The organism is Cytobacillus sp. NJ13 (genome assembly GCA_030348385.1).
Classification (GTDB): Bacteria; Bacillota; Bacilli; order Bacillales; family Cytobacillaceae; genus Cytobacillus.
The window spans coordinates 1,246,748-1,260,555 of the sequence record JAUCFP010000006.1 but is presented as its reverse complement, the minus strand read 5'-3'; the positions used below and the strand labels follow the sequence as shown (position 1 = coordinate 1,260,555).

Here is a 13,808-nt window from a genome sequence, read left to right as displayed (position 1 = left end):
TAAGAACGAATGTTCTGTAAAATCCTGCTGAGCCACTGCCCTTTTTTGATTTGGTATAATGGTAACATTGCAGAAAGAATCTCAGGCAAGGAAAAGAGGGTGCTAGATATGAAATTTATCCATACCGCTGATTGGCATTTGGGCAAGCTGGTCCATGGAGTATACATGACCGAAGATCAGCGTCATTTTTTGCATCAATTTATTGATGTGGTAGAGGAAGAAAAGCCGGATGCAGTCGTCATTGCAGGAGACTTATATGACCGGTCCGTACCTCCGACTGATGCTGTTGAATTGCTGAATGAAATTCTCTTTAAAATAAATGTAGAGCTCAATATACCTGTGGTAGCCATAGGCGGAAACCATGACAGCGCTGAAAGGCTGTCCTTTGGAAGCTCCTGGTATAAACAAAGCAAATTCTACTTGTCTGGAAAACTTGTAAATGATTTTATGCCCATACATATTAATGGTGTGAACTTTTTTCTGGTTCCTTATGCTGAACCCGGAATGGTCAGGCATTTGCTTGATGATGACCGGGTGCACTCCCATGATGATGCAATGAAGGCAATTGTGAGCAGAATTGAAGAGTACCTGAACCCAAATGAACCGAACGTTCTTGTCGGACATGCTTTTGTGCTGGGCGGTGCTACCAGTGATTCGGAGAGGACCCTCTCTGTCGGAGGATCAGGCTGTGTCCATTCAAGCTGCTTTGATCCTTTCTCCTATACGGCACTTGGACATTTGCATAGTCCTGATGCCATAAAGCATGACAAGATCCGCTATTCAGGCTCCCTATTAAAATATTCTTTTTCCGAAGCCAAACAGGAGAAATCCATTTCTATTATAGAAATGAAGGAAAATGGCGAATTTGACTTGCGTACCCGTTCCCTTAAGCCCAAAAAAGACTTGAGAGAGATCGAAGGGCATCTGGATGAACTGATGGATCCAGCTTTCTATGAAAAACAGAATCTTGATGACTATCTGAAAATCACCCTTTTTGATGAAGGTGCATTGCTTGATCCAATTAATAAGCTGAGACAGGTCTATCCGAATGTTCTTCACCTTGAAAGAAAGCTAGCGGTTACAGATATGAAGAAAAAAAGCTCCTTCATATCAATGAAAGAAGAGAAAAAGTCGGAGCTTGATCTGTTTAAACAATTCTATGAACAAATGACCACTTCAAAATTTACGGAAGATAAACAGCGGGTTATGACCGATGTAATCGAAAAAGTGCTGAGGGAGGAGGCGCTGAAATGAAGCCATTAAGATTAACGATGCAGGCGTTCGGCCCCTATGCAGACAGTGAGAGTATTGATTTTACCGAACTTGGAAATCGGACGATGTTTGTCATCTCCGGTAAGACGGGTTCAGGCAAAACCACTATTTTTGACGGTATTAGCTATGCGATTTATGGAAAGGCAAGCGGGGAGGATCGGAATGGTCCCGAACTTCGAAGCCAGTTCGCGAAAAATAATACACTAACCGAAATTTCCCTCGAATTCATTTTAAGAAATAAAAGGTATTACATTACAAGGTCTCCTCAGCAGGAAAAGAAAAAAGAGCGCGGCGATGGCACGACGACAGTGAGCGCCAAAGCAGAACTGTATATGCATGGTGAAAATGGAGAGCAAAAGCTCCTGGCTTCAAATGTCAGGGATGTTGATGAAAAGATAAAAGAAATCATGATCATCGACAGCAATCAGTTCAGGCAAATTCTGATGATCCCCCAGGGAGAGTTCCGAAAGCTCCTAACTTCTGAGAGCAAGGATAAGGAAATCATTCTTCAGCGGCTATTCCATACACAAATATACAAGCGCATAGAAGAAAAGTTAAAAGAAGATGCGACTGAATTAAAAAGAACGGTGGAAGAACAGATAAAGCTGAGAGATCAGTATTTTAATCAGGTGCAGGCTTTATACAGCGCGGAGCTGAAATCTTACCTCGAAGCAGGAAGTGTCAATGACATCCTGCTCCTGCCGCTTCTTGCAGAGGAAATTAAGGAGATGGCAAATGGCCTTGATGAAATGACAGAATCAGGCAGGAAAAAGAAGGAACAGAGAGATCAACTTCAGCAAAAGCTCTATGAAGCTGAAATGGTGCTCAAACAGATGAATACGAAAGAAGAGTTAAAGCTTAGGAAAGAAGAACTGGAAGGGCAAAGAGGCCAATTCGCTGGCAAAGAGAATGCCATAGCTCTTGCCCAGAAAGCAGCCCTGCTGAATCAGCAGGAGCAGCTCTGTCATGAACTGAAGAAAGATCTGGATGCGGCAAATGCCGATCTTAATGAGCTTCAGAAAAATATTGGCACTCTTGAAACTCTCCTAAAAGAAAAAAAAGATAAATGGGAGTCGGAAAAGAACCGTGAGGAAGAAAGAAAACAGGCTGCAGAACAGGTTAATCACCTGCATAGTATGAAAGAGGACATTCACTCTTATGCAAAAGTGGAAAAGCTGGTCCGTTCTCTTGAAAAAAATCTTGAAAACCTCCGGCTTCAAAAAAGACAGAAAGATGAAGCCTATAAAAAAGCTGATCTGCAAATAAAAACACTGGCTGAAGAAAAGCAGGACATTGAAAAGAGTAAGCTTGCACAGATTGAGAACGAACGAAACCTGGAGAAACTGACGGACGAAATAGAACGGCTTCAAAGATATGAAGATCTGCATAATGAGCATCAATTATTAATGAATGCCTGCAGCAATAAGAAAAATTATTTTGAAAAGATTTCATTCAGGCTGAATGATGCCAAACTGCTTGTGGAGGAACTGGAGGGCAAGTGGCTACATGGACAGGCATCAATCTTAGCAGACAGGCTCCAAAACGGGGAGGCATGCCCAGTCTGCGGCTCAGACCACCATCCAAATCCGGCTGTATCGCCACATGATATTCCGGATGAAAAAGACCTGAAGGAAGCAAAGAAACAGGCAGCTCAAATTGAAGCTGAGAAAGCTAAAGCTGAGTCGGCATTTTATGAAGCCCAGTCCCGCATGAATTCCAGCGAGAGTGGATTGGCTGAACTAACAGCCCAAATACAAAAACACCGTACTGATTTTAAACGGGATAGTTTGCTTGTGCTGAAAAATACTCTTGCCGATCAAAAAAAGGATCTACTGACACTTCATGCTGAACTGAAGAAGAAATCTTCAAGGCTGGAAAACTGTACTGCTGAGTTAGAAAAAACACAGCAGATGGAAGAAGCCTTAGCTGCAGAAATTGACCGGCTGCAAGACCAAATAAATGACGCGGCCATTATGCATGCGGAAAAGAAAAGCAACTTGGTGAGAATGACGGAAGCAATTCCTGAAAACCTGAGGTCTATTGAAGCTTATGAGTTAAGTTTGAAAAATGCGGCTGAAAAATTTGAAATTATGCAAAGACAGCTGGAAACAGCCCAGCAGAATTATCAAGATGCAAAGTCCGCCCATATGGCAGAACAGGCAAAGCTGGAGACACTTCAAAAGCAGGCTGTTAAAATCGAGGATAAGCTTGCAGCCGAAAGGCGGAATTTTGTGCAGCGCATGAAAGACCAGGGTTTTGAGGTCTATGGTGAATACCGGGATGCAAAAAAAACAGAAGATCAAATCAGGCAGCTTGAAGGTGAAGTAAGGGAATATCGTGAAGAGGTCCGTTCTGTACATGATCGATACGATGAGCTGATGCAGCTCTTGGAAGGGATTGAAAAACCTGACCTGGAAAGCTTGCAGGTATCATTACAAGAATCAGATGATCAATTGAAACTGCTGCAGGATCAATATACAAATCTGTTTATGAAGAAAAAGCAAAACGAAGAAACGATGCAAAAAATTACAGAGATAAATGAAAATATGAAAGCCATTGAGGAAAGGTACAAAGTAATCGGGCACTTGTATGAAATTTCAAAAGGGCAGAACACATACCGAATTACTTTTGAACGATTTGTCCTGGCGGCATTTTTAGATGATATACTGAGGGAAGCCAACGGACGTTTATCGAGGATGACCAGCGGAAGATATATGCTGCTTCGAAAAACTGACCGGTCAAAGGGTAACGCACAAAGCGGTCTGGAATTGCTTGTGTTCGATCAATACACTGGACAGGAAAGGCATGTAAAAACTTTATCTGGCGGAGAAAGCTTTAAAGCCGCGCTCGCACTTGCTCTTGGTCTGGCCGATGTGGTGCAGCAATACGCAGGAGGAGTTTCCCTTGAGACGATGTTCATTGATGAAGGATTTGGGACACTTGATCCCGAATCATTAGACCAGGCAATAGAAGCATTGATCGAAATTCAGAGCAGCGGCAGGCTTGTAGGAATCATCTCTCATGTTCCCGAGCTGAAGGAGAGGATTGATGCCCGTCTGGAAGTAACTGCAAGCCAGTCAGGAAGCCGCACACAGTTTCAATTTATAAATTAGGATTCAGGGGAAAAAGGATAGACCATCTATCCTTTTTCCCATACTATTAGAGTTGGTGATGACTTTTGAAGAAGAAAGTGGTTTTATCCTGGAGCGGAGGCAAAGACAGCTGCCTGGCTCTTGATGTGCTGATAAAACAGGGGTATGAGGTTGCATGCCTTCTGACAACGGTTCCGCAGGAGATTGGCAGAACCTTCGGGCATGGAGAAAAAAAGGAATTAATTCAGCTTCAGGCAAAATGCTTATCCATACCTGCAGAGTTTATTTATTGTACTTTTGAAGATTACTCGGAGCGTTTTGTGAGTGATTTAGGAAAAATAAAAGATACATATGGGATAACAGGCATTGCATATGGGGATCTTTACTTGGATGGACACCGCGAATGGGGAGAAAAAACAGCAGCTGAAGCAGGATTGGATGCGGTATATCCTTTATGGATGGAGGAGAAAGATAGTCTTAAGGCTTTAAAGGCTTTTGTGGAGTCTGGCTTTAAAGCAAAAGTCATACGTGTCCGGGAAGATGTATTAGACAGCTCCTGGCTCGGCAAAGAACTAAATCATGACTTTTTAAGCAAAATTGAAGCTGAACCCGTTTGTCCGATGGGTGAATCAGGTGAATATCATACCTTTGTTTATGACGGTCCGCTATTTTCTAATAGCATCCAGCTGGACTCTCCTGAAATTATTCAGCTTGAAACCACAAAGAAATTGGAATTTGGTGAGTTTAGGCTCGCTGAAAAATAATAATAAACGTCATTGACGAGAATGTGCAGGTAACGAAATGATTGAAATTAAGACATCAACAGTAAGCGATGGCGAACATAACAGAGGAGTCTTTGCTACTCGTGATATTAAGAAGGGTGAACTGATTCATGAAGCTCCGGTCCTTCCTTATCCAAACAAGGAGCATCAGCATATTGAAAAAACGGCTCTGGCTGATTATGCATTTGAATACGGGAAAAATCACAGTGCCATTTTATTAGGCTATGGGATGCTTTTTAACCATTCATACAAGCCAAATGCAGTATATGATATCAATTTTGACAATCATACTTTTGACTTTTTCGCCTATAGAGACATTAAAGCAGGTGAAGAGGTATTGATTAATTATAATGGGGAAGCTGATAATGATGATCCCCTTTGGTTTAATAAATAATTTAATTGGAGACTAGTCCTTTCCTGCTCGGAGAGTAGTCTCCAGCCCGGAAGGGGGAGAATTTTTTGTCCGGAGTATTTTCTCATGATTATAAAGCTTTCCCTTTTATGGTTTTTTCCGCATCTCATATTGTCATGATTGTGTTATTTGCAGCAGCAGCCGCGCTTTTATTCTTATTAAGAAAAGTGCTATACAGGCTTGATCAAAAATTCAGGCTGTATATGTTTCTATTGCTTTTTACATTGGAACTGCTTTACCATATCTGGCTTTATCTTGGCGGGAAATGGGACATTTCCTTCACTCTGCCGCTTCAGCTTTGCTCCATAAGCTTAGTTCTTTGCTTGTTATTATTAGCATCGAAATCTAAGGACGTCTTCCAGATTGTCTATTTCATAGGCGTCATGGTGGCATTAATGGCCATCCTGACTCCTGAGCTGTTTTTAGGCTTTCCTCATTTTCGCTATTTTCAATTTTTTATTACTCATAATCTAATCGTTTGGACTTGCCTTTATTTCGTATTTGTACATCAATTCAGGCCAACAGGAAAGGGTATGTACCAATCTTTTATCTTCCTGAATCTCTGCGCAGCCGCGGCATTACTCGCAAACAAGCTAACAGGAGGAAACTATATGTTCCTGTCCCGTAAGCCGGAGAATACTTCATTATTAGATTACTTCGGGCCTTATCCTTATTACATAATAACACTGGAAATATCGGCATTATTCCTGTTTTCATTACTGTTGCTGCCATTTATAATGATTGGCAAAAATAAAGCTGGAAAGGCGGAATCTGCTTGAAGCCTGCAAAAATAGGAATTGATGCTGGAGGTTCTCTGCTGAAAATGGCTTTTGAAGAACATGGTCAAATCCATTACAAAAGCTATTCGATTGATGAACTAAATAGTTCTATGAATTGGCTGAAGATGACTGCTGCTGATTCGCCAATTGCCTTGACAGGCGGGAAAGCTGAATATCTTAAAAAAGAGTTTTTTCATAATGCCCGGATTGTTCCTGAATTTGAGTCTTGCGGTTTAGGTGTATCCTATTTGAAGCAAGATGGATTATCATACGAGAATTTTCTTGTAATAATTATAGGCACAGGAACATCAATTTGCCTAAATTGCGGCGGGAAAGTCTCAAGGATTTCCGGGAGCGGCATCGGCGGTGGCACATTAATGGGCCTGGGGAGATTGCTGACTGGTGAAAAAGATTTTTCAACGCTCGTTTCGCTGGCTGGAAGCGGGAGAGCAGAGAATGCAGATTTAATGGTCAAAGATATTTATGCACCATTCGATTCACCGATAGATGGGAGCCTGACTGCCAGCAATTTTGGGAAAATTAAGGATGATCATGTAAGCAAGGAAGACAAAGCTGCCAGTTTAACTAACATGATTGCAGAAACAATTGTACTCCTAAGCACTCAGGCAGCATTTCAGCACCAAATTGACGACATTATTTATATAGGAAGCACGCTTCAGTATAATGACCCGTTAAAGCACCTTTTAGAGAAGTATACGGCCATGCTTGGCAAGAAACCTGTTTTTATTCAAAATGGGGCATATTGCGGAGCTATAGGTGCGCTGCTGTCCTTATAAAACCAAGATGATTGAAAGATTCTTTTTTTCAGGATACAGTAAAAAAAGAATGCAAAAAGAAGCAGGTGGCAGATTTGACGAAAAGATACTTTACAATCGGTATGGCAGGCCATATCGATCATGGAAAAACAACATTGACAAAGGCCTTAACAAATGTGGATACAGATAGGCTCAAAGAAGAAAAAGAAAGGCAAATATCCATAGAACTCGGATTTGCCCCTTTACATGAAGATGAGGAAATTCAAATTTCAGTAGTAGATGTACCGGGTCATGAACGTTTTATCAGGCAGATGATTGCAGGTGTTGCAGGTATAGACTTAGTCATCCTGGCTGTTGCAGCAGACGAAGGGGTTATGCCGCAGACGAGAGAACATCTGGAAATTCTCGATTTTCTTGGGATCCGCAATGGCATCGTCGCCATAACAAAGATTGATCGTGTGGACGAAGAGTTCGCCGTCCTTGTAAAAGAAGAAATTCTTGAGGAACTGAAAGGAACTGTTTTTGAAGATGTTCCATTTATTTTAACAGATAGCCTGTCGGGCAAAGGGGTTGAAGAGTTAAAGCAGCTGATTATCCATATGCTGAAAGAACAGGACACGCGGGATGCAAAAGGCGCATTCCGCCTTCCAATCGATCAGGTATTTACGGTGAAAGGCCAGGGAACCGTAGTCAGAGGCACTGTTTATGAAGGAAAAGTCGAAGAAGGACAGCTTTTGAAAATCATGCCAAATGGTATCGAGACCAGGGCACGCCAGCTGCAGGTACATCATCAGCCTGCAAAAGCGGCATTTGCAGGGCAAAGGGCAGCGATTAACCTATCGGGTGTTTCGAAGGAGGATATAGAGCGTGGGGAGGTCCTTGTATCCTCTGAGCATTTCAGCGTCACGAAAACCATTGATGTAGCTGTAAGAATGGTGGGAGATTTAGAGCATATCGTCAAACAGAGAATGCCGATCAAATGTCATATTGGTACTGCTGAAGTCATGGGCAAAATCGTCTTCTTTGACCGTAATGAATTATCCAATTCAGAAGGAGAAATTCTCTGCCAGCTCCGTTTAGAAGAGGAAATTGTCGCCAAAAGGGGAGACAGGTTCATTTTAAGACGGCCAAGTCCCCAGGAGACAATCGGCGGGGGCTGGGTTATCGATCCCAACGGGGAAAAATACCGTTTCGGCCAAAAAACCATCGAAGACTTAAGCAGGAAGAAAGAAGGGACACCGAAAGATCGCATTAAAGCGGCGTTGTCCGAAGATAAGGTCCTTTCGGTTTCAGAGATTACAGCGAAAACTTCACTGGATGAATTGACGGTTAAAGAAATACTTAAAGAAGAAGATTTCCAGAGCATTAACAGAAAGGAATTCACTTTATTAGTCATAAGAGAGGCAATAGAGGAAGAAATAGCTGACCGCCTGAATGAGTTCCACCTGGAAAATCCTATGAAGCAAGGGGTCAATAAAGCAGAATTACTGCAGGCAATGCAGAATAAATATCCTAAAACCCTGGTTGAATTTGTCTTGAATTCAGGGATTGAAGAGAGAGCGTTCCAACGAAAAGGTCAGTTTCTGCAGAATAAAGGTTTCAATCCTCATGTACCGAAAAGCTGGCAAAAACGCACTGACAATCTTCTTGCTGAATTAAAAAAAGATGGCTATAAAGTAAAGCCTTTCGATGAATATTATGCTTCTGTAGGAATCCCTGAGAATCTCAAAGGAGACTTAAAACGATATTTAGAAGACCAGGAAATCGTCGTACCGCTCGATGCTCAGTACTATTGGCATGGTGATCATTTTAGAGAAGCAGTAGAAGAACTCAAAACGAGCACAGCTGCTGAATTTGAAGTGGGCAATGCAAAGGAAGTATTGGGCCTTTCCAGAAAGTATATGATACCTTTCCTTGAAAAACTTGATTCTTTGGGAATTACACGGAGAGCAGAAAATAAGAGAATATGGATTTAAATAGTTTTCTTTAAATAGATCAGCTTGTGAATGCTGATCTATTTTTGTTTGTGAAGAAGAAAGTTTAATTAGAATAATAAGAAATATGACGAAAAACTACCTGGTTTTGCCTGTTAGAATGGAAATAACTGCTAATTAATACAGGATAAATTTACTACAAATTAACCACTTGAGGTAATACTATGAAATTATAGATATTTTTACCTGTTTATCCATTATTTTTAGATAGGATTTTACTAGAAATATTACTAATATTAGGTTGTCAAAGAAATTTAAGGAGTGTACAACTTGAAGAAACAACTACTTACAATGGCTGCGACAGCTGGTTTTTTGATTACACCGTTCAATGGAGAAGCAAGTGCACATGAAAATAAATATATAATTCAGTCTGGAGACACTCTTTGGGGAATCTCCCGCTCTAATAATCTTTCAATCGAAGAGTTAAAGACATGGAATAATATATCAGGATCGAAAATATATAAAGGACAAGCTCTGACTCTGCTGGCACCGCACAGCCATGACGCTTCAACAGGCGGGTCTTCTAGCGGTACAGTCAGCTACACAGTGAAATCAGGCGATACTTTATGGGGAATTGCAAGAACACACGGCCTTTCCGTCAGTACATTAAAGAGTCTAAACGGAATCAGCAGTGACACGATATATCCAGGCCAAAAGCTAAAAGTAAAAGGTTCGGCTAACACTGCTGCACCTTCTGCTCCTTCAAGCACTGGATCTTATACCATCCAAAGAGGAGACACTCTTTCAGGTATTGCATCTCGCCATAACTTATCGGTTTCACAACTAAAGGCAATGAACAACCTATCCTCTGATTTGATTTTTGCTGGCCAAACACTGAAAGTATCTGGTACCGCAGCAAGCAAGCCGGCAGAATCACAGGTAGCAGGCCAAACGACATCAAAGGTGAGTGAACTGATTGCTGAAGCAAAGAAATACATTGGCTCACCTTACGAATGGGCAGGAAGCACGCCTGCTGGATTTGACTGCAGCGGTTACCTGAACTATGTATATGGGAAAGCAGGAATCTCTATTCCTCGTACTGTAGCATCCATTTGGAGCGCGACAAAACATGTTGCAGCACCAAGAGTGGGCGATTTGGTTTTCTTTGAAACATACAAGTCAGGCCCATCACATGCGGGTATTTATCTTGGTAACTACAAATTCATTCATGCTGGTTCTTCACGTGGTGTAGAAATCAGCGACATGAATAATTCATATTGGAAGCCTCGTTATTTAGGGGCAAAAACGACTTTTTAATAAATCTTCTCATGGAAAAGTACTCAACGCTCTTAAGCAGCGTTGAGTACTTTTATTAATCTCTGCGATCATTGAAAGTCTTTGACAGTGCTTCCTTTGCATCTCCCCATTTTTCCTGTGCCTGCCCTTTTATTTTATCCATATTTCCTTCAGCTTCTTTGGATTCATTATTGGTCAGCTTGCCGTATTGCTTTTTAAATTCACCTTTTAATTGATCCGCATTGCCGTTTGTTTGATCTTTGTTCATAAGTATCTCCTCCTCAGTTATGGCTTTCTATTTTTTATACCCAAAACTTTTTTTCCAAAACAAATAAATCTATTTTTTCTTTCCGGCAAATGAATTTATTTGCTTGTCTAGCTGTAAGGATTGACTTTCTATTATTAAATATGGAATTTATTCTTTAAAAAGGTGAAGTTTCGATAAAGTCTTGCTAAAATAAGAAGAATCAATCTGCGGAAGCCTCAAAGAAAGGATAAAAAACCTTGCTTTTTAGACAATTAAGAAGATTTCTTGTTTTTTTATTATTGATATCAACTATCGGACTTTTATTTTATCAATATATTCATTTTATAGAAGAACCTGACTTAACAGAAGTTCCACCGCCAACTGCTCTGCACCCTGTCGTTGCTGAAAAGAAAGATGAACTTATAGCACAGGCTGCTGACAAAGGTATTAACGTAGTCATCACACAGGATTTCAGAAGTATAGAAGAACAGAATGCCCTATACGAAAAAGGGCGCACATCGGAGGGGAATATTGTTACGCATGCTAAAGGGGGAGAGTCTTACCATAATTTCGGTATGGCGATTGATTTCGCCCTGATGTCGGTAGATGGCCAGGTTATCTGGGATATGCAGTATGACGGCAACGGCAACAGCAAGGCGGATTGGATGGAAGTCGTTGAAATGGCAAAGGATCTTGGTTTTGAATGGGGAGGGGATTGGACACAATTCAAGGACTACCCTCATCTCCAAATGGACTTTGGACTTTCCATCTGGGAGCTGCAAAGAGGCAAGAGGCCGCCTGAAACTGAATGATGATATAAAAGAACCTGCACTCACAGTATATGGGTGCAGGTTCTTCCTTCTTTGTTAAATTACCATCTCTGACTGTACATAGTGATACAGCAGCTTAGCTGTATTCTCAATTGAATCCTCATGTGTACGTTCGAATGCATGGGAAGAATCAATTCCAGGACCGATTAAGCCGTGGACAATATCATGGCCAGCACGGATGGCTGCCGAAGCATCGGATCCGTAAAAAGGGTAAATATCCAGTTTGTACTCAATTCCATTTTCCTTGGCAAGCTGAACCAGACGCTTCCTTAATTCGTAGTGATAGGGGCCGCTTGCATCCTTCACACAGATGGAAACGGTATACTCATCAGTCGATTGTCCGTCTCCCATAGCACCCATATCAACAGCGAGATATTCTACAGTCTCTGGTGTGATATTGGAATTGCCGCCATATCCAATTTCTTCATTATTTGAAATGAGGAAGTGGGTAGTATATGGCAGCTCAATGTTATCGGACTTCAGTTGTTTAATCAGCTGAAGAAGGATGGCGACACTCGCCTTGTCGTCAAGATGGCGTGATTTAATGAATCCTGCTGGAGTGGTTTGCACACGAGGATCAAAGGAAACAAAATCCCCAACTTCTATGCCCAGTGCACGCACATCCTCAGCATTATGTACTTTTTCATCAACGCGGACTTCCATGTTTTCCTGGTTTCTTTCTGCTTTTCCGGCATCTTTATATACATGAACAGAGGTTTGATGCATAAGAATGGTGCCGGTGAATTTATTGCCTGAAGATGTTTCGATTTCACAATATTCGCCTTCAATAGAGTTATATTTGAATCCGCCGATCAGGTCAATCTTCAGGCGTCCGCTAGGCTTAATTTCTTTCACAATCGCTCCAAGGGTATCAACATGGGCAGTCAGCATCCGGTGATGATTTTGGTCTTTTCCGGGAAGGGCAGCAATTAGCCCTCCTTTGCGGTTGCGTTTTGTTTCAACATTAAGCTCATTTAAAAACTTTTCCACATATGTAATCACTTCATTGGTATTTCCGGAGGGACTTGGAATAGAAACGATTTCTTTCAGTAAGTTAATGGTTTCTTTTGTATTTGGATATGCCATTCAGAAAATCTCCTCTCAAATTATTCACGCGCAATTCTTATTATACTGTTATTTCTTGGGATAAGCATGCCCTATAAATAAAAAAACTGCCGGAACGGCAGTCACACTCTTTATATTTCTTCTGAAAGCAAGCTTTTCCTTGTTCTTAAACGGTAAAACCTTCTAAAGTCTTTTACAAGTACCTTAACGACGGAATAGAACGGAATGGCAATGAGGATTCCGACAAAACCATAAATTGATCCTGCAGCCATTAGGATAATAATAACTGTAAGGGGATGGAGGTTAAGCCTTTTGCCCATCACATGAGGGGAAACGAGATTACTTTCAAGCAGCTGAACAGCGATCAATACCAGTATTATTTTTAATACCATTCCGGGGCCTTGCAGTAATCCGATGAAAATGGCGGGTATGATACCCAGTACCGGACCAAGAAATGGCACGACAGTAAGGAACATCGCAAAGAATGCTAAAATTAATGCATATTCCAAACCTATTATCTTATAACCGAAATACATTAACACACCATCTACGACTGCCACAATAAACTGGCCGGTAACATAGGAAAATAAGGTCTTATCAATATCTCCGAGAATTTTATTGCCTTCTTCCTCGTGTTTATCAGGAAGATATTTTAACAGAAAAGGGCGAAGCTTGTGGTCATCCTTAAGGAAGTAGAAAAGGATAAAGGGCACCACAACCATGACAGTGAGAATGCTTGTAATGGTGGAGAAGACTTTCATCACGTTTTCGCCAGCGCCTGATAAAATGGTTTCTAAAAAGTTTAAGGCTTTGTTTTTGACTTGATCATAAGAAAACATGCCCATATTGTTTTTTTCGACCACTTTCTCCGTTTCATCCGATAAGTCTTCCATCTTTGCCGGCAGGTTTTCGCTTAGTTCAGTAACCTGACTGCCAATCAAATTGCCGATTGAGTTAGATACTAAATACCCTGCACCCAAAACCACAGCAAAAATGACGATAATGCTGGCTGTTTTGGGTAAAGACTTAGAAACCAATCTAACAAGAGGCCTCATTATATAGTAAAGAATACCGGCGATCAACACCGGAAAGAAAATGGTGGCAACCAAAGCCCGAATGGGCCATAGGAAGTAATCAATCTTCCCAAGCAGAAAAATGATGACTAATACGAAAATAGTGCCTGCTGCATATTTAAAAAATGGTTTATTAATCCACATTCATGTACCCCAACCTTAATATATGTATTTACTATCCACCTTTCCTTTTTTCAAACAGTATTAAACACAGCCGTTTAAGAATCGATGTAAGAGGAATAGGTAAAAC

Annotated in this window: 12 protein-coding genes; 9 read left to right on the top strand and 3 right to left on the bottom strand. The window is 41.2% G+C overall.

The features are described from left to right. The first annotated feature begins 108 nt into the window (after positions 1 to 108). The 8 genes from QUF73_06155 (at position 109) to QUF73_06120 (ending at position 10,364) form a co-directional block, all read left to right on the top strand. Positions 109 to 1,254 (top strand): exonuclease SbcCD subunit D, encoded by a 1,146-nt coding sequence (locus tag QUF73_06155; GenBank protein ID MDM5225792.1) that lies wholly within the window; start codon positions 109 to 111, stop codon positions 1,252 to 1,254. Continuing rightward, positions 1,251 to 4,385 carry an SMC family ATPase gene (locus tag QUF73_06150; protein MDM5225791.1) on the top strand — a complete coding sequence of 1,045 codons (3,135 nt, stop codon included), beginning with the start codon at positions 1,251 to 1,253 and terminating at the stop codon, positions 4,383 to 4,385. Before QUF73_06155 ends, QUF73_06150 begins: the two co-directional genes overlap by 4 nt. A gap of 65 nt (positions 4,386 to 4,450) precedes the next feature. Continuing rightward, positions 4,451 to 5,128: a diphthine--ammonia ligase gene (locus tag QUF73_06145; GenBank protein ID MDM5225790.1), complete on the top strand. Its 678-nt coding sequence runs from the start codon at positions 4,451 to 4,453 to the stop codon at positions 5,126 to 5,128. 37 nt (positions 5,129 to 5,165) lie between these two features. Then, positions 5,166 to 5,540: an SET domain-containing protein gene (locus QUF73_06140; GenBank protein MDM5225789.1), complete on the top strand. Its 375-nt coding sequence runs from the start codon at positions 5,166 to 5,168 to the stop codon at positions 5,538 to 5,540. Between the two features lie 65 nt (positions 5,541 to 5,605). Beyond that, on the top strand, positions 5,606 to 6,337 hold the full coding sequence (locus tag QUF73_06135; protein MDM5225788.1) for a TIGR02206 family membrane protein: 732 nt from the start codon (positions 5,606 to 5,608) through the stop codon (positions 6,335 to 6,337). Beyond that, positions 6,334 to 7,134: a type II pantothenate kinase gene (coaW, locus tag QUF73_06130; protein ID MDM5225787.1), complete on the top strand. Its 801-nt coding sequence runs from the start codon at positions 6,334 to 6,336 to the stop codon at positions 7,132 to 7,134. The genes QUF73_06135 and coaW overlap by 4 nt, the downstream gene beginning before the upstream one ends. A gap of 65 nt (positions 7,135 to 7,199) precedes the next feature. After that, the gene (gene selB / locus QUF73_06125; protein MDM5225786.1) at positions 7,200 to 9,089 is read left to right on the top strand and encodes a selenocysteine-specific translation elongation factor; all 1,890 of its coding nucleotides are present in this window, start codon (positions 7,200 to 7,202) and stop codon (positions 9,087 to 9,089) included. 288 nt (positions 9,090 to 9,377) lie between these two features. Continuing rightward, positions 9,378 to 10,364, top strand: coding sequence for a LysM peptidoglycan-binding domain-containing protein (locus tag QUF73_06120; GenBank protein MDM5225785.1), 987 nt, complete (start codon positions 9,378 to 9,380; stop codon positions 10,362 to 10,364). Positions 10,365 to 10,419: 55 nt separating this feature from the next. Here the strand turns inward: QUF73_06120 and QUF73_06115 are convergent, their stop codons facing one another. Continuing rightward, complete coding sequence (locus QUF73_06115) at positions 10,420 to 10,611, bottom strand: CsbD family protein (protein ID MDM5225784.1); 192 nt, start codon at positions 10,609 to 10,611, stop codon at positions 10,420 to 10,422. 236 nt (positions 10,612 to 10,847) lie between these two features. On the opposite strand from QUF73_06115, the gene QUF73_06110 reads away from it, so the two are divergent. After that, positions 10,848 to 11,402 carry a M15 family metallopeptidase gene (locus tag QUF73_06110; protein MDM5225783.1) on the top strand — a complete coding sequence of 185 codons (555 nt, stop codon included), beginning with the start codon at positions 10,848 to 10,850 and terminating at the stop codon, positions 11,400 to 11,402. Between the two features lie 54 nt (positions 11,403 to 11,456). Here the strand turns inward: QUF73_06110 and QUF73_06105 are convergent, their stop codons facing one another. Next, positions 11,457 to 12,506: a M42 family metallopeptidase gene (locus tag QUF73_06105; protein ID MDM5225782.1), complete on the bottom strand. Its 1,050-nt coding sequence runs from the start codon at positions 12,504 to 12,506 to the stop codon at positions 11,457 to 11,459. Between the two features lie 110 nt (positions 12,507 to 12,616). Further along, entirely contained in the window at positions 12,617 to 13,702 is a 1,086-nt protein-coding gene (locus QUF73_06100) for an AI-2E family transporter (GenBank protein MDM5225781.1), read from the bottom strand. Between the last annotated feature and the right edge of the window lie 106 nt (positions 13,703 to 13,808).